The organism is Xanthomonas sp. NCPPB 4037, from assembly GCF_041475695.2.
GTDB lineage: Bacteria > Pseudomonadota > Gammaproteobacteria > Xanthomonadales > Xanthomonadaceae > Xanthomonas > Xanthomonas campestris.
Genome location: NZ_CM191261.1, coordinates 1176370 through 1192257, shown reverse-complemented (window position 1 = coordinate 1192257; position 15888 = coordinate 1176370). Strand labels below are relative to the sequence as shown.

The 15888-nt window shown below is 63.9% G+C and carries 13 protein-coding genes and 1 pseudogene; 9 read left to right on the top strand and 5 right to left on the bottom strand.

Annotated elements, in window-relative coordinates:
- Nucleotides 1-3 precede the first annotated feature (3 nt).
- Nucleotides 4-1023, bottom strand: coding sequence for a sulfate ABC transporter substrate-binding protein (locus ACCQ01_RS05345; protein ID WP_228433734.1), 1020 nt, complete (start codon nucleotides 1021-1023; stop codon nucleotides 4-6).
- A gap of 172 nt (nucleotides 1024-1195) precedes the next feature.
- Here ACCQ01_RS05345 and kbl point away from each other — a divergent pair, with 172 nt between their 5' ends.
- A complete protein-coding gene (gene kbl / locus ACCQ01_RS05340; protein WP_228433732.1) occupies nucleotides 1196-2404 on the top strand; it encodes a glycine C-acetyltransferase in 1209 nt (402 codons plus the stop codon).
- Nucleotides 2405-2406: 2 nt separating this feature from the next.
- Nucleotides 2407-2802, top strand: coding sequence for an HNH endonuclease (locus ACCQ01_RS05335; protein WP_043921631.1), 396 nt, complete (start codon nucleotides 2407-2409; stop codon nucleotides 2800-2802).
- Here ACCQ01_RS05335 and ACCQ01_RS05330 read toward each other — a convergent pair.
- From ACCQ01_RS05330 to ACCQ01_RS05320, 3 genes are all read right to left on the bottom strand, one after another.
- The gene (locus tag ACCQ01_RS05330; RefSeq protein ID WP_228433731.1) at nucleotides 2750-3610 is read right to left on the bottom strand and encodes a pseudouridine synthase; all 861 of its coding nucleotides are present in this window, start codon (nucleotides 3608-3610) and stop codon (nucleotides 2750-2752) included. The genes ACCQ01_RS05335 and ACCQ01_RS05330 overlap by 53 nt on opposite strands.
- 17 nt (nucleotides 3611-3627) lie before the next feature.
- Entirely contained in the window at nucleotides 3628-4140 is a 513-nt protein-coding gene (locus tag ACCQ01_RS05325; protein WP_011036150.1) for a hypothetical protein, read from the bottom strand.
- 189 nt (nucleotides 4141-4329) lie between these two features.
- Nucleotides 4330-5427 carry an OmpA family protein gene (locus ACCQ01_RS05320; RefSeq protein WP_103699515.1) on the bottom strand — a complete coding sequence of 366 codons (1098 nt, stop codon included), beginning with the start codon at nucleotides 5425-5427 and terminating at the stop codon, nucleotides 4330-4332.
- 414 nt (nucleotides 5428-5841) lie between these two features.
- On the opposite strand from ACCQ01_RS05320, the gene ACCQ01_RS05315 reads away from it, so the two are divergent.
- From ACCQ01_RS05315 to ACCQ01_RS05300, 4 genes are all read left to right on the top strand, one after another.
- Nucleotides 5842-6864: a zinc-binding alcohol dehydrogenase family protein gene (locus ACCQ01_RS05315; protein WP_228433729.1), complete on the top strand. Its 1023-nt coding sequence runs from the start codon at nucleotides 5842-5844 to the stop codon at nucleotides 6862-6864.
- A gap of 661 nt (nucleotides 6865-7525) precedes the next feature.
- On the top strand, nucleotides 7526-9565 hold the full coding sequence (locus ACCQ01_RS05310) for an NADPH-dependent 2,4-dienoyl-CoA reductase (protein WP_228433727.1): 2040 nt from the start codon (nucleotides 7526-7528) through the stop codon (nucleotides 9563-9565).
- A gap of 143 nt (nucleotides 9566-9708) precedes the next feature.
- The gene (locus tag ACCQ01_RS05305) at nucleotides 9709-11016 is read left to right on the top strand and encodes an MFS transporter (protein ID WP_228433725.1); all 1308 of its coding nucleotides are present in this window, start codon (nucleotides 9709-9711) and stop codon (nucleotides 11014-11016) included.
- A 797-nt stretch (nucleotides 11017-11813) separates the two neighbouring features.
- A protein-coding gene (locus tag ACCQ01_RS05300) for an IS3 family transposase (protein WP_322635046.1) occupies nucleotides 11814-12922 on the top strand; the annotation gives its coding sequence in 2 pieces (ribosomal slippage) (nucleotides 11814-12075 and nucleotides 12075-12922; 1110 coding nt in all).
- 213 nt (nucleotides 12923-13135) lie between these two features.
- Here the strand turns inward: ACCQ01_RS05300 and ACCQ01_RS05295 are convergent.
- Nucleotides 13136-13941: pseudogene (locus tag ACCQ01_RS05295) on the bottom strand (IS5 family transposase).
- Nucleotides 13942-14240: 299 nt separating this feature from the next.
- Here ACCQ01_RS05295 and ACCQ01_RS05290 point away from each other — a divergent pair.
- From ACCQ01_RS05290 to ACCQ01_RS05280, 3 genes are all read left to right on the top strand, one after another.
- Nucleotides 14241-14450, top strand: a complete 210-nt coding sequence (locus tag ACCQ01_RS05290; protein WP_228431622.1) for a hypothetical protein — start codon at nucleotides 14241-14243, stop codon at nucleotides 14448-14450.
- A gap of 183 nt (nucleotides 14451-14633) precedes the next feature.
- Nucleotides 14634-15095, top strand: a complete 462-nt coding sequence (locus tag ACCQ01_RS05285; RefSeq protein ID WP_014506828.1) for a cell wall hydrolase — start codon at nucleotides 14634-14636, stop codon at nucleotides 15093-15095.
- A 61-nt stretch (nucleotides 15096-15156) separates the two neighbouring features.
- On the top strand, nucleotides 15157-15741 hold the full coding sequence (locus ACCQ01_RS05280; protein ID WP_228431621.1) for a glutathione S-transferase family protein: 585 nt from the start codon (nucleotides 15157-15159) through the stop codon (nucleotides 15739-15741).
- The last annotated feature ends 147 nt before the right edge of the window (nucleotides 15742-15888 follow it).

Below are 15888 nucleotides of genomic sequence, written 5' to 3'. Positions count from 1 at the left end.
TGCCTACTTGCTGGCCTGGATCTGGTCGAACAACCCACCGTCGGCGAAATGTTCCTGCTGCGCCTTGTCCCAGGAGCCGAATGCCTCCTGGATGGTCACCAGCTTGATGTCCGGGAACCGCGCCAGGTCATTGCGGTCGGCAAATTCCGGATGGCGCGGGCGGTAGAAGTGCTTGGCGGCCAGCTTCTGGCCTTCCGGTGCATAGAGAAACCGCAGATAGGCTTCGGCCACATCGCGGGTGCCATGCTTGTCGACGTTCTTGTCCACCAGCGCCACCGAGGGCTCGGCCAGGATCGACAGCTTCGGCACCACGATCTCGAACTTGTCCTTGCCCAGCTCCTGGCTGGCCAGCAGGGCCTCGTTCTCCCAGGCCAGCAGCACATCGCCAATGCCGCGCTGGGCAAAGGTGGTGGTGGCGCCGCGTGCGCCTGTATCCAGCACCGGCACGTTGCGGAACAGCGCGCGCATGTAGCGCAGGGTGCGCTCGCGGTCGCCCTTGAAGATGTGGTCCGCGTAGGCCCAGGCCGCCAGATAGTTCCAGCGTGCACCGCCGGAGGTCTTTGGGTTGGGCGTCACCACCGACACGCCGGAGCGCAGCAGGTCCGGCCAGTCTTTGATGTTCTTCGGGTTGCCCTTGCGTACCAGAAACACAATGGTCGAGGTGTACGGCGCGCTGTTGTCGGGCAGGCGCTTTTCCCACGCGGTGTCGATCAGCTTGGCCTTCTGCGCGATCGCATCCACGTCGTAGGCCAGCGCCAGCGTGACCACGTCGGCCTCGATGCCGTCGATCACCGCGCGCGCCTGCTTGCCGCTGCCGCCGTGCGAGGTCTCCACACTGACGGTGTCCTGTGGATGCTGCTGCTTCCATTGCGCGGCAAAGGCCGTGTTGTACTCGCGATAGAACTCGCGGGTGGGGTCGTAACTGACGTTGAGCAGATTGATCTCACGGGCGACAGCCGGGCCGGCCAGGGCCAGCAGCGTGCCGAACACCGCGGCAATAAGGCGGAAGCGGGAATGGGTCACAACGATCTCCTGGCCGATGGGGCGCAGCCTGAACAGCAAGCATGCCATGCTGCGCAGCGGCACGCGGCCGGTGAAATGACATCCACGCCGGCGCTTATGCCAATTTTGCATGACGTAGTGGTATGCCACCGTGATCGTTAAAATTGCGCCTCTTCCTGCCACTGCGATCGCCATGACCAACGCTCCCGCCGCGCTGACCGCCCATTACGCCGCCGAACTGGAATCAATCCAGTCCCAGGGGCTGTTCAAGTCCGAGCGCATCATCACCGGCCCGCAGTCGGCACAGATCACGCTGGCCGACGGCCGCAGCGTGCTGAACTTCTGCGCCAACAATTATCTTGGCTTGGCCGACCATCCGGACATCATCCAGGCCGCCAAGGATGCACTGGAAACGCACGGCTTCGGCATGGCCTCGGTGCGTTTCATCTGCGGTACCCAGGACCTGCACAAGCAGCTCGAACGCACCATCGCCGACTTCTTCGGCACCGAAGACACCATCCTCTACGCTGCCTGCTTCGATGCCAACGGCGGCCTGTTCGAGCCGCTGCTCGGCGAGCATGACGCCATCATTTCCGATGCGCTCAACCACGCCTCCATCATCGATGGCGTGCGCCTGTGCAAGGCCAAGCGCTTCCGCTACGCCAACTGCGACATGGCCGATCTGGAAGCACAGCTGCAGGCCGCCGACGCCGCCGGCTGCAAGACCAAGCTGATCACCAGTGACGGCGTGTTCTCGATGGACGGCTTCATCGCCCCGCTGGATGAAATCACCGCGCTGGCACGCAAGTACAACGCGCTGGTGCACATCGACGAATGCCACGCCACCGGCTTTTTGGGCGCGACCGGGCGCGGCTCGGCCGAGGTCAAGGGCGTGATGGACCAGATCGATATCTTCACCGGCACGCTGGGCAAGGCAATGGGCGGCGCGTTGGGCGGCTTCACCACCGCCAAGCGCGAAGTCATCGAACTGCTGCGCCAGCGCTCGCGGCCGTACCTGTTCTCCAACTCGCTGCCGCCGCACGTGGTGGCTGCCGGCATCAAGGCCTTCGAGATGTTGGACGCGGCCGGCGAGCTGCGCACGCAGCTGGTGGAAAACACCCGCTACTTCCGCGAGCGCATGACCGCTGCCGGCTTCGACGTGAAGCCCGGCGTACATCCGATCAGCCCGGTCATGCTGTACGACGCACCGCTGGCGCAGCGCTTTGCCGAACGCCTGCTCGAAGAAGACATCTACGCCATCGGCTTCTTCTTCCCGGTGGTGCCCAAGGGGCAGGCGCGCATCCGCACCCAGATCAGCGCCGCGCACACCCGCGAGCAACTGGATCAGGCGATCGACGCCTTCACCCGGATCGGTCACGAGCTCAAGGTCATCGGCGGCTGAGCATGCGCACGGTGCTGCGCCAGCGCCTGCTGCTGGCTGCGCAGACCGATGCGCAGGCTCAGTTGCAGGCAGGCAGTTGGGAAACCCGCTGCCTGCACTGCCGGCGGCGCCTGTCGGTGCGCGCCGATGGCGAGCCGCTCGGGCACACCACGCTGGAACACGTGGTGCCGCAGGCCTGGTTTGGCCGCCGCGCGGCAGCGCCGCTGTGCGCCCAGGTGGGAGACGACCCCAACGACGCACGCAACCTGGCGCTGGCCTGCGCCAGCTGCAATCACGCCAAGGGCCGCCGGCACGATGCCAACGGCGCAGGCGACGCACGGGCCGTTGAGGTGGTGACGGCCTTGCTCAACGCGCGGCTGGCGCGCTGGCGGCCTGTGCCGCCGGTGCCAATGCCCTGACTTCGGCAGCGCTGAGCAGACGCCAGCTGCCCTTGCCCAGCTCGCCCATCGCCAGCGGGCCGATCGCCACGCGCACCAGGCGCAGCACACCAATCTCCAGTGCTGCGAGCAAGCGACGGATCTGCCGGTTGCGGCCTTCATCCAGCACGATTTCCAGCCAGGCATTGCGCTCACCTTCGCGCAGCACACGCACCTGCTTGGCGCGCAGCAGGCTGCCATCGCTCTCGGGGTCGGTATCGGCCACGCCGTCGTGCATGCGCGCCAGCTGCAGCGCATCCGGGCGGCAATCCACCTGGACGTGATAGGTCTTGTCCGGGCCGGTCGCTGGGTCGGTCACGGCGGCGGCCCATTGCGGGTCGTTGCTGAAAAGCAGCAGCCCCTCGCTGGCCTTGTCCAGCCGCCCCACCGGTGCCAGCCATGGCAGGCCGGCGCCGTCGAAGCAGCGGTAGACGGTGTCCCTGCCCTGCTCGTCGCGCACCGTGGTGACCACGCCGCGCGGCTTGTTGAGCATCAGGTACAGCCGTGCCCGTCCGGCCAGGGGCTGGCCATCGATGGCAATGGCGTCGTGTTGATCGGCACGCAGCGGGAACTCCGGATCGCGCACCACCCGGCCCGCCACGCTGACCCGCCCATCGGCGACCCAGCGCGCAGCCTCGGTCCGCGAACACACGCCCAGCTTGGACAGCACCCGCGCCAGACCATGCCGAGGCGTGGGCGTAGCGGTGCCTGCACCAGCGCGCGCGCCAGCTGGCGCCTTGCCAGCGTGGCGGCGTTGCCGGGATGCTGCCGGCGCAGGTCGCCGGGGCATCGCGTCCGCTCCGGGGCTTACTTGTTCTCGACCGGCTTGGCGTCGGCCGCCGGGGCCGGCGTCGCTGCCGCAGGCGCTGCGCCGGCAACCGGACGCGCCTTGACCACGCGCACGCCGCGCGCCTTCATCCAGGCGTCGAACTCTTCGGCCGTCATGCGCTTGCCGTTCTGGCTCATGTCGAAGCGCCACGGGGTGTTATCGAACGCGGTGGTGGCCTTGTAGGCCGCCGGATCGTTTGGATTGACGGTGCCGCCCGCCGGCATGGCCTTGGCCAGGTCCTGGCAGCCTTCCACGCGCAGACGCAGCAACACGCGGTCCACCGACTGCTCGCTGGTGTAGGGCTGTGCCAGCACGCCGGTGGGCATGCCCAGCTGCACGCTGCGGGTGTAGAACTCGGCGGCCGCCGGAGCGATCACGGTGGCAGGCAGCGGCAGTGGCTGGGACACCGTGCTGCCAGTGCAGTTCGGAGCGGCGTAGGCGGCGGGAATCAAAGCGAGACAGAACAGTCCTGCCGTAGCGGTACGCAGCATCGTGAATTCTTCCAATGGGTGGTATGTCGACGCGGCGAGTGTAGGCAGCGATGAACGCCGTTTCAACCGGAACCGTGCCTGGATCGCAACACAGACAGGATTTGCGCCGCAGGACGGCACGATTGCCGGTTCCACAAAGACAAAACCCGGCACAAGGCCGGGTTTTGTATGAAGCAGCTAGCGGTCCAATTAGTTCTGGACGTTCAGCTCGGTACGACGGTTCTTCGCACGGCCTTCCGGATTGTCGGAACCATCCGGGTTGGCGTTCGGAGCAATCGGACGGCTCTCGCCGTAGCCGATCGGGCCAACCAGACGCGACGCATCAACGCCGTTCTTGGTCAGGTAGTCATACACGGTCGTCGCACGACGCTCGGACAGCTTCTGGTTGTACTCGTCGGTGCCCTTCGAGTCGGTGTGACCGGCAACCTCGACCTTCAGGTCGGGGTAACGCTTCAGGATCTCGGTCGCTTCGCTCAGGATCGACACAGCATCCGGACGCAGGGTCGACTTGTTGAAGTCGAAGTTGACGCCCTTCAGGTCGATCGACACAGGCACCGGGCAGCCGTCCGGACCGATGGTCTGGCCAGGCTGGGAGGTCGGGCACTTGTCGTCGCAGTTGTTGACGCCGTCACCGTCGTCATCCAGATCGGCGCAGCTCGGAGCAACCGGAGCCGGAGCCGGCGGCGGAGCCGTCGACGGAGCAGGTCCCAGCGGGATCACGACGCCGACCGAAGCCAGCACGTCGCCGAACCAGTCTTCCTGCGGAGCAGCAACGCTCTGGTCATTGAAGTCGGCGCGGTAGGCCAGTTCGGCACGCACGGCAACGCGCTTGTCGAAGGTGGTCTGCAGACCGACACCAGCCTTGGCGGCAAAGTTGCCGTCCTTCTGCTGGCCCGGCGAAACCGGGTTCGGGGTGGCGTCGAACTCTTCTTCCGAACGCTGATAGCCCAGACCGAACAGCAGGTAGGGGTTCCAGCCGCGGCCTTCTTGGATGAAGTGGCGACGCAGGTCGAACGAGATGCCGTACTGGCTCCAGTTCTGGTCCTGGTTGGCATCGAAGTTCGGGTTCTGATAGTTCAGCTCGCCGTCGATCGACCAGTTCGGGCTAACGAACTTGCCCAGACCCAGGGTGACGAACGGAGCATCATTGGTCAGACGATCGCTGTCCTGGAAGTTGAAGCCAGCGCTACCGGTCAGGTACCAACGGTCATCGAACTCCTGCGCGGAAGCAGCCTGGGCAACCGCCAGACCGCCGAGCAACGCGGCAGTGAGAATTTTCTTGTTCATGTATACAGCTCCTTCTTTGGGAGATAAACCGATAGAGGCGTTGTTCTTGGTAAAAGATGCTCGTCACATCCAGAGCCATCGGGGCGCAGATTAAGCCGGGCTTAGTGAAGATCGCGTTAACGGTCATATAACATGTGAAAGCAAATGCCGCCCGCCGCAAACGCTGCTAATCCTACGTATACAGCTTTATGAGGAGTGCGACCGGGCACCCAGTTCGGACATGCAGTGCAGATGAACGCCACCCCAATTTATCCAGTTGAATACGTCGGTTGAACGCTTTAGGCAGGGGCGTGAAGACTGTGTCCAAGTGCACGTTGGTGAACGGAAAGGCCCGCCCGACCTGAATTGTGGGGTTGGTGGTTGCGGGGAACTTCCCACACAACGCACCCTGAACTCCCCACCAGGAGCGCTCCGATGAAAGCCGTCGCCCTCACACATTACCTCCCGATCGACGACCCCGCGTCCCTGCTTGACATGGATCTGCCAGAGCCACCCGCGCCGGCCGGGTATGACTTATTGGTACGTGTCGAAGCGGTGTCGGTGAATCCGGTCGATACCAAGCTGCGCGCGCCCAAGGCGCAAACCCTTGCCGCACCGAAGGTACTGGGCTTCGACGCCGCTGGCGTGGTTGAAGCCGTGGGCCCGGACGTCACCGCGTTTGCGGTCGGCGACGAGGTCTATTACGCAGGAGATAGCGGGCGCCAGGGCAGCAACGCCGAATATCATTTGGTGGATGCGCGCATCGCCGGCTGCAAGCCGACGTCGCTGAGCTTTGCGCAGGCCGCCGCGATGCCACTGACCACGCTCACTGCGTGGGAACTGCTGTTCCAGCGCATGCCGTTCGCGTTCGACGGCGCGCGCAACCGTGGCAAACACCTGTTGATCATCGGTGGCGCGGGCGGCGTGGGATCCATCGCGATCCAGCTGGCGCGGCATGCGGGCTTCACCGTCATTGCCACCGCGTCGCGGCCGGAAACCGTTGAATGGGTCCGACAGATGGGCGCGCAGCATGTGATCGACCACCACCAGCCACTGCACCCGCAGTTGCAGGCGATCGGCCTGGACCAGGTGGACGCGGCGCTCAACCTGGCCGATACGGACCGCTACTGGGCGCAGTTGGGCGAGATCCTGGCGCCGCAGGGGCATGTGGGGCTGATCGTGGAGCCACGCGGCCCGTTGCCGATTGGCGACCCGTACAAATCCAAGTGCATCGGCATCCACTGGGAGCTGATGTTCACCCGTGCGCGCTATGCCACGTATGACATGGTCGAGCAGCACCGCATTCTCAATCGCGCGGCCAGCCTGATCGATGCCGGTGAGCTGCGCACCACCCACACCGAGACACTCTCGCCAATCTGTGCGCAGACCCTGCGCGAGGCGCACCGCCGCCTGGAAAGTGGCGGCACCATTGGCAAGCTGGTGGTGGCTGGTTGGTGATGGCAGTTGCGCTCGCGGCCAGGTAAGCCTCAGTTACGCGCTTAGGGTTGCGGGTTGCGGGTTGCGGGTTGCGGGTTGCGGGTTGCGGGTTGCGGGTTGCGGGTTGCGGGTTGCGGCATGAGCGTGCCCTCCCGCCCGCCAAAAAAAGCTATCGCGACAATTTTTGCCGGTCATGGGCTGGCTTGTTTCAATCTAGGGCAGCCCCGAGTACAGGCGTTCGCGCCCAGGTGCGCTCCTACGTGGTCCAGATAGCCTGACGACAGCGAGCGGTGGCCAGTCCTCGACGGAGGACGCGGCGAATACTCGACACCGTAGCGATGTTGCGTGCGCTTGGCTGGCTCAACCAGACGCGCTCCACGTCGTAGGAGCGCACCCGGGCGCGACCGGCAGGAATGGCCGGCCAGGTTTGGCTGGATGCACAGCACCCTTGCGCCACCCAACACCTTCACTAGCGGCACCAGCAGTGCTGCTCAGACGCGACTTCCGGCAACCGCGCAAGGCATGCAGCCGCACGCTGCCGCGGAAGATCGAGATAAGCCCGCCTAAACCCTGTCCACGTGCCTCTCCGGCACCGCCGACAGCCCCACACCCGCACCCAGGGCTTGCCGACGCGGCCGTTTGCCTGCATCGTGCGCACTCCGTACGCCAGCGTATCCTAGTTATGTCGCCCGCCACCGGCCTGTCCGACTCCCCGTTCCCGCACCTGTTCGCCCCGCTCGATCTGGGCTTCACGCAACTGCGCAACCGCGTCCTGATGGGCTCGATGCACACCGGTCTGGAAGACCGTGCGCGCGATTTCCCGAAGCTGGCCGCGTATTTCGCCGAACGTGCAGCCGGCGGCGTTGGGCTGATCGTCACCGGCGGGTTCTCGCCAAATGTGGTGGGGTGGCTCAAGCCGTTCGGCGGCAAGCTGTCCTGGCCGTGGGAAGTACGCCCGCATCGGCAGGTGACCGCGGCAGTGCATGCGCACGGCGCCAAGATCTGCCTGCAGCTGCTGCACGCCGGGCGCTACGCATACCACCCGTTGTCGGTGGCACCTTCAAAGCTCAAGGCACCGATCAATCCCTTCACGCCGCGGGCGTTGTCGGCAGGCGCAGTGGATCGCCAGATCGGCGCCTATGCACGCGCCGCACGGCTGGCCCGCGAGGCCGGTTACGACGGCGTGGAAGTGATGGGATCAGAAGGCTATCTGATCAATGAATTCACCGCCGCGCGCACCAATCAGCGCAGCGACGCCTGGGGTGGCGATGCCGCCAAGCGCATGCGGTTTGCGGTGGAAATCGTGCGCCGTATCCGCGCGGCCTGCGGGCCGGACTTCATCATCATCTACCGGTTGTCGCTGGTGGATCTGGTGGACGGCGGCAACCAGTGGCAGGAGATCGTGGCGCAGGCGCAGGCGATCGAGGCCGCCGGTGCAACCATCATCAACTCGGGCATCGGCTGGCACGAAGCACGCGTGCCCACCATTGCCACATCGGTACCGCGCGCGGCCTTTGCCGGCGTCACCGCCAAGCTCAAGCCGCACGTCGGCATCCCTGTGGTGGCGACCAACCGCATCAACATGCCCGAAGTGGCCGAGCGCATCCTGGCCGATGGCGCGGCCGATATGGTCTCGCTGGCACGCCCGCTGCTGGCCGACCCGCAATGGGCCAACAAGGCCCGCGCCGGGCAGCCGCACACCATCAATACGTGCATCGCCTGCAACCAGGCCTGCCTGGATCACGTGTTCGAAAACAAATTGGCCAGCTGCCTGGTCAATCCGCGTGCCGTGCACGAAACCGAACTGGTCTACACACCGACCACCGCACCCAAGCGCGTGGCCGTGGTCGGTGCGGGCCCTGCGGGTCTTGCCTGCGCGACCGTGGCTGCCGAGCGCGGCCACCAGGTGACCCTGTTCGATGCGGCCGACGAAATCGGCGGGCAGTTCAACGTGGCCAAGCGCATCCCGGGCAAGGAGGAGTTCCAGGAAACCCTGCGCTATTTCGACCATCGCCTGCAGGCCACCGGCGTACAGCTGCGGCTGCGCACGCACGTGCAGGCAGGCGACCTGCAGGCATTCGACGAGATCGTGCTGGCGACCGGCATCGAGCCGCGCCGGGTGGATTTCCCTGGTGCGGATCACCCGATGGTGGTCAGCTACCTGGACGTGGTGCTGGGCCGGCATGTGGCGGCCGACAAGGTCGCCATCATCGGCGCGGGCGGCATTGGCTTCGATGTCGGCGAATTTCTGGTGCACAGCGGTGTGTCGCCGTCTCTGGACGTGGCGCGCTGGATGGCCGAATGGGGTGTGGACCCCAGCTTCGAAACGCGTGGCGCACTGGCCAAGCCGCAGCCGGAACCGCCGGCACGCCAGGTCTGGCTGTTGCAACGCAGCCCTGGGCGCCCAGGCGCGCGCCTGGGCAAGACCACCGGCTGGATTCACCGCGCCGCCCTGAAGGGCAAGGGCGTCAAGATGCTCGGCGGGGTCGAGTATCTAGGCGTGGACGACACCGGCTTGCGCATCCGCGTGGATGGCAGCGAGCAAGTGCTCGACGTAGGCACGGTGGTGGTGTGTGCCGGACAGGAGCCACGTCGCGAGCTGCTCGCAGCCCTGCAGGCGCTCGGCAAGCAACCGCATCTGATCGGCGGTGCCGACGTGGCGGCGGAGCTGGATGCCAAGCGCGCAATCAACCAGGCCAGCCGGCTCGCGGCGCAGCTGTAGCGCTGCACGCCCAGTACTTCGCCCCGCCTCGTCGTGCCTCGATGCGGGCGGGCGAGCGGGCATTTATCGGCTGCGTTCAGGACATTGGCGCGATAAATCGCGCAGTTCTTCTTCCTGACGCGTCGCTGCGCTATAACGCCGGCATGCACGCGCCCCGCCCCCTGCCTCTGCTGCCAGCTCTGCCGGCGGCAACGCTACTGGCCTATGCCGGTGCGCACTTCGGCAAGAGCCTGCTCTGGTACACCGGCGAGCTCCTGCTGATCTTCGCGCTCACTGAGCATGCTGGCCTGGATGCGATCGCGGCCGGCTGTGCGGTGGCAGCCGGCTTGCTCCTCAGCGCGGCAATGGGCCTGCTCGCCGCACGACGTTGGGGCACGGGCACCAGCCTGGCCTGGGCGGGGCGATCGCAATGGCGCGGCATCGCGCTGGCGGCGCTGAGCTTGTTGTTGCTGTTTCTGGTGCCGCTGCTGCCGGCCAGCACGCGCCTGGGATGCGTGCTGCTGCTCAGCCTGCCCTTCCGTGCTGCCTACGCGGTGGGCGACGTCGCACAGAATGCCCTGCTGGGGCTCGGGCGCTGGCCCTGGCGCGGCGCGCGCGGCGTCAGCGCGCTGCGGCTGATCGGCAGCGGCCTGGCGGCAGTATCGATCAGTGCGGCGATCGGATTGGTGCTGCAGACCCACCAGCCGTCAGCGCCATGGACCGCGTTGATGGTGGTTGCGGTGGTCAGCAGCATTGCGCTGTTGTCGGCTGCGTGGCTGCGTCAGGCATTGCGCCCTTACACCCAGGCGCTGTCTCCAGCGCAGCACACAACGCCAGCGACAGCTCGGCAGGCCGATCAGCTGTCGACGTTTGCAGTGATGGCGCTGCTGTGCTGTGCCCTGCCCACCTTCACCAAGTTGGCGCCCTATCTTGCGCAATCGCGCATCGGTGCGCCGGGCTGGAGCAGCGCCATCCTGATGGGCTACGCACTGGGAACAGTTGCTGTGCAGCCACTGGCCGCACGCTGGCGCACTAGCGCACTGCCGCGTCTTGCAGGCAGCGGCGCGGTGCTGGCGGCTTTGGGGATTAGCTTTGCGGCTGCCGCAGGTCATGCGCTGTGGCTGGACACCGCCATGGCCTTCGGCATGGGGATGGCAGGCGGCAGTGCCGGGCAATGGGTCTGGGCGCGCCATGCCGAACTGTCGTGCCAGCACCCGGCGCAGCATGCCGCAGGCGTCGCGCGGCTCACGGCGTGCGCGCAGGTGGCCTTGGCACTGGGCAGCATCTTGATCGGGCTGATGCTCAGTTTCGGCGCCGGCCACGGGCGTGGTCACGTCGACCTGGCCTGGGCCATGGCAGCGGGCCCGATGCTGTGCGGAACTGGCTGCTTGCTGCTGGCGTATGCCAACGGGCTACGCAATCGACTCAACCGAAGACCGCTTGCCAAATCGGAGCTCGCGCCGCGCGCTTGATCGCATTGCCCTGTGGCATGCAGTGCATGCGAACTTGTAGCGAGCCACTGAGTTGACTGCCATGCACCTGGTTGGTCAGGCAGCCCGCTTAGCCTTAGCAAGCGGCATCCATTGCAGCAGCGATCAACGAAACATGCACGCTGGACCTGCGGAGTGATTGCATGGCACGCAACACATACTCTTTTATCGCTACGCAGTGCAGCGTAGGTGACATGACGAGCTCCCATCGCCAAAGCTGCGCAATGACGAGGAAAACTGTTTACTTCGATTTTTCTCGCCAACCGTAACTAGTGCAGCGACTGCACCTTTCACCCATCGCAGCGCACTTATATCTACTTGAAGCTGGCTTCTTTGCGTCGAGCGACACGGTGTTGATGCGAACCACTGCCTCTTTGGCTGCTGCATTTTTGAGCACACTACAAAGCGGGCAGTTCGCCTGAGCAATGCGAGCAACCTGCCGAACCAGATCGCGATGTACACGCTGACGGTTTGGACAGACGACTCACCTCGAGCAATGATCCGCGTGCGGCTTCTTCTCACCTGTGTCATGGCATCTCATTGATTGGTTGCCAGTGAGCAAGAACCGTTGTCGACATTCAACGCACTACCATCGCGTGAATTCAGAGCCAGCAATCTGGTTCGATGCGTCGAGAGATCGGCTGGCTGGCTGATCGGCGGCCGATGCTTGTCACCGAGGACGAAAAAACGGTGTCGACTTGCAAGTGTCGACTCCCCGTAAAATTGATCCATCCATAGTTAGAGGTCTCCGGGCACACTAGCCACCAAGGAGACCAACGATGCGCAAGAGCAAGTTCACCGAGAGCCAGATTGTCGCCACGCTGAAGCAGGTGGACGGCGGCCGCCAGGTCAAAGATGTGTGCCGTGAGCTGGGCATTTCCGACGCGACGTACTACGTCTGGAAGTCCAAGTACGGTGGCATGGAGGCAGCTGACGTGCAGCGCCTTCGCGACCTGGAGACCGAGCACAGCAAGCTCAAGCGCATGTATGCCGAGCTCGCGATGGAAAACCATGCACTCAAGGATGTCATCGCAAAAAAGCTGTAGACCCGGCGCATAAGCGCCCGCTTCTTGCCTGGCTCATCGAGCAGCATGGCTGGAGCGAGCGCCGGGCCTGTTCGGTGGTTGGCGTGGCGCGCTCGACAGTGCGCTATCGGCGTCGTCCAGATCGGGATGAGGAGGTCATTGCGCTGTTGTCCGAATTGGCCGAACGCTTTCCCGAGCGTGGTTTTGGAAAGCTCTTTCAGATCATCCGCCGTCGCGGACATGTGTGGAATCACAAGAGGGTCTGGCGCGTGTATTGCTTGATGAAGCTCAATCAGCGTCGTCGCAGCAGGCGCCGGGTCCCGACGCGTCATCCACAACCGCTGACATGCGGAGCAGGCCCCAATGCAGGATGGTCGATCGACTTCATGTCCGATGCGCTGTGGGATGGTCGACGCTTCCGCACGTTCAATGTCATCGACGATTTCAGTCGGGAAGCCTTGGCGATCGAAGTGGACTTGAATCTTCCGGCCGCCCGCGTCATCCGCACCTTGGAGCGCATCGCAGCCTGGCGCGGCTACCCCGGCAAACTTCGCCTGGACAATGGCCCGGAGTTTGTCGCGTTGGCCTTGGCCGAGTGGGCCGAGCGCAAAGGTATCGCATTGGATTTCATCGAGCCGGGACGGCCGATGCAAAACGGTTTCATCGAACGCTTCAACGGCAGCTACCGGCGCGGCGTGCTGGACATGCACATCTTCCGCACGCTGAGCGAGGTTCGCGAACAGACCGAACACTGGCTGGCCGACTACAACCAGCAGATCCCGCACGACAGCCTGGGCGGGCTAACGCCCGCCGAGTTCCGCGATCAACATCAACCGCAGACCTCTAGTTTTGGCTGGCATTGAATTACGGGGAGTCGACACGCGCAGCACGCATCTACGATGTGTATCACCTTCGAAAAAAGAACAAGGCCGAAGCGACAACATGCAGCTTCAACATCGCCACGCCAGATCGTCGATATGGCTCAATCAATTGCTCGCTGCCAAACAACGCGCACCGGGCTGCATGACGAGAACATGATCGGAGCACACGCTACACACATGCTCAACTAGAGCGTGTTATGAACTTTGAAATAGAGCGGCTGCATTTCCAAGCATCAGGATCGTGAAGACGACAAAGTGCAAACCGGCCAACGTTTCCGGCAATCGCTCATAGTCGCGCGCCAGTCGTCTGAAGCGATTGACCCAGCCGAAGCTGCGCTCGACAACCCAGCGGCGCGGCAGCAAGACAAACCTTTCTTCGCTTCTTGCAGCTTGATGACGTGCAACTCAATGCCCTCTTCCTTAGCCGCTTGCGCCGGTTCTTGGCCGGTATAGCCCTGATCCACAAAAGCGATCTTGACCGTTTCACCGGTCACGTGTTGTACCTCCTGGGCCAACGAACGGACCTGTGCGCGTTCCTGCTCGTTGGCCGGCGTGACCTGGACGGCAAGCAGATGTCCCAGCGTATCGACGGCCATATGCACCTTGCTGCCTTTCTTGCGCTTATAGCCATCGTATCCAGCACGCGGCCCGCTTTCACAGGTGGACTGCAGCGTCCGGCCATCAAAAATCACCGCGCTCGGCTGGCCTTTCTTCCCCTGTGCCACACGCAAGAGTGAGCGCAGATCGCTGACCATGGCCTCAAAGCAGCCAGCCTGCAGCCAGCGCTGCGTTTGCTGATACACCGCTTCCCAAGGCGGGAAATCGTTGGGAAGCAATCGCCACGGTGCGCCGGCGCGTGCGATCCAGCGCAGTGCGTTAAACATCGCGCGTAGCGCGTATTTGCGCTGCGGTGCTTGCGCATCCATCAGTGTGAGATATGGCGCAGCGAAGGCCCATTCTTCGTCGGAGATATCGGTTGGATATGGCTTACGAGGCTTCATCCGTATACGTTATCGTGACAAGGGCAAAGTTCATAACACGCTCTAGCCAAGAGATGACGTCCTGCTGCACTCTTCGCCGCATAACGCACTGGCCACTGAAAGGTGGCAAATCGTTGCGCGCGTTTGCAGACATCTCAATGCACAACGTCCTGCACAGAACATACATGCTACAGACGACATCAACAGAGACATTGGCTGGACCTGCTGGCAGCAGCGCACACGCAGCGCCACAGTTGCCGTTACCGCGCACCTCAGCAAATCACGTCACTACATAGCTTGTAAGCTTCACAGCAAACCGCATGTGCAGCCAACGTGAATTCCCGCACGTCATCGGTGTGATTTCACAAAGACGCCTGTGCAACGCGCGCAACTTATTTGCATCAGCACTGCGTCGCTACAGCAATGCGACGCGCACTGCGTGCTGCAGTGCAGAGACGGTCATCGCCACATCGCTGATCCAACAAGCAATTACCGCCGTCAACCCCGCCCATTCAGCCAAGATTGTGTGATCGGCGCCTACCTTGCGCCAACTTTTGACCCGCCTGATTCGGCGGGCACCTTCGGCAGATTCTTCCTTTCGCCGGAGACCGGGCGGCCCGTGACAGGTCGCCTCCCCATGACGCCAAGCCTCCCGCACTGGTGTGTTCGCATTGGACACCCTGTGGATGGGCCCATACGGAGCAAGGAGTTCTATGAAACTGGCCTGGATACTTTGGCTGTCGCAATTATTGCCGCAGCCTGCAGCAGATTCGTTGTGTTTGAGTACCACCGTGTACCTGGAAGCGCGTGACCAGACCTTGCGTGGTCAGCAGGCGGTTGCGGAAGTTGCACTGCGTCGCCTGGACAGTGGTCTGTGGGGCGATTCGATGTGTCAGGTGGTGACCGCGCGCAAGCAGTTCGCGCCGACCATCGTGTCACCCGGCACCCAGCTGAAGAACGACGATGCCTGGAACAAGGCATTGGACGTGGCACTGGCTGCGGAACGCAATTGGGCGCTACCGGTAGGCCAGCGCAAAGAGATCGTGCCAGGCGCAAGTCACTTCGCTGCCAGCGCCATTGCCAGCCCGAGTTGGCGTAATGCGTATCAGGTTGCCACCATCGGTGACCATACGTTCTACCGCGTGCAGAAACTGCGGCCACGCACCGCGTCCTGACGCGCGCCACGCAGCACGCGATGCCGCTAAGCTTGCGTCTTCGCTCCTGTGTGGACTCTCCATGAAGCTGTATACAAAGCCGGGCGCCTGCTCGCTCGCAGATCACATCGTATTGCGCTGGTCCGGCCTGCCGTTCGAGCTCACTGTGGTCGACGCGGCCACGATGAAGTCGCCTGACTATCTACGCCTGAATCCGGCAGGCGCGGTGCCGCTGCTGGTGGTCGATCAATGGGCACTGACCCAGAACGCGGCGATCCTCAACTACATCGCCGACACCGCACCGCTGACCGGCCTGGGTGGCGACGGCACCGCGCGTAGCCGCGCCGAGATCAATCGCTGGATCGCCTTCGTCAACGCCGATCTGCATCCGACCTTCAAGCCGCTCTTCGGCAGCACGGCGTATCTGCAGGACGACGCGCTGATCCAGCGCAGCCACGAGGATGCGCGCATCAAACTGCGCACGCTCTACACGCGTGTGGATGCGCATCTGCAAGGCCGCAATTGGTTAGCCGGCGACACGCATACCGGCGCCGATGCCTATCTGTTCGTCACCTTGCGCTGGGCGCTCAAGGCCGGCGTAGACCTGTCCGGCCTGAGCGCGCTCGATGCGTTCTTCCAGCGCATGCTGGCAGATGCAGACGTATAAGCCGCACTGCAAGCCGAAGGCTTGAACTGACCGCGCGTGCAGCAACTGCACGTGATCGTGCACCCACGGCAGCGCGCAGAACGCCGTGAACTAAATGAGTGACAAAAAAAACGCCGGGCAATGCCCGGCGTTTTCTATCTCATTGCA

Bases quoted from the DNA above. Each gene is read 5' to 3' on its own strand.
- ACCQ01_RS05335 (WP_043921631.1), top strand. From the start codon at position 2,407: ATGCGCACGGTGCTGCGCCAGCGCCTGCTGCTGGCTGCGCAGACCGAT.
- ACCQ01_RS05290 (WP_228431622.1), top strand. From the start codon at position 14,241: ATGTGCAGCCAACGTGAATTCCCGCACGTCATCGGTGTGATTTCACAA.
- ACCQ01_RS05280 (WP_228431621.1), top strand. From the start codon at position 15,157: ATGAAGCTGTATACAAAGCCGGGCGCCTGCTCGCTCGCAGATCACATC.
- kbl (WP_228433732.1), top strand. From the start codon at position 1,196: ATGACCAACGCTCCCGCCGCGCTGACCGCCCATTACGCCGCCGAACTG.
- ACCQ01_RS05330 (WP_228433731.1), bottom strand. From the start codon at position 3,610: ATGCCCCGGCGACCTGCGCCGGCAGCATCCCGGCAACGCCGCCACGCT.
- ACCQ01_RS05325 (WP_011036150.1), bottom strand. From the start codon at position 4,140: ATGCTGCGTACCGCTACGGCAGGACTGTTCTGTCTCGCTTTGATTCCC.
- ACCQ01_RS05285 (WP_014506828.1), top strand. From the start codon at position 14,634: ATGAAACTGGCCTGGATACTTTGGCTGTCGCAATTATTGCCGCAGCCT.
- ACCQ01_RS05320 (WP_103699515.1), bottom strand. From the start codon at position 5,427: ATGAACAAGAAAATTCTCACTGCCGCGTTGCTCGGCGGTCTGGCGGTT.
- ACCQ01_RS05315 (WP_228433729.1), top strand. From the start codon at position 5,842: ATGAAAGCCGTCGCCCTCACACATTACCTCCCGATCGACGACCCCGCG.
- ACCQ01_RS05310 (WP_228433727.1), top strand. From the start codon at position 7,526: ATGTCGCCCGCCACCGGCCTGTCCGACTCCCCGTTCCCGCACCTGTTC.
- ACCQ01_RS05305 (WP_228433725.1), top strand. From the start codon at position 9,709: ATGCACGCGCCCCGCCCCCTGCCTCTGCTGCCAGCTCTGCCGGCGGCA.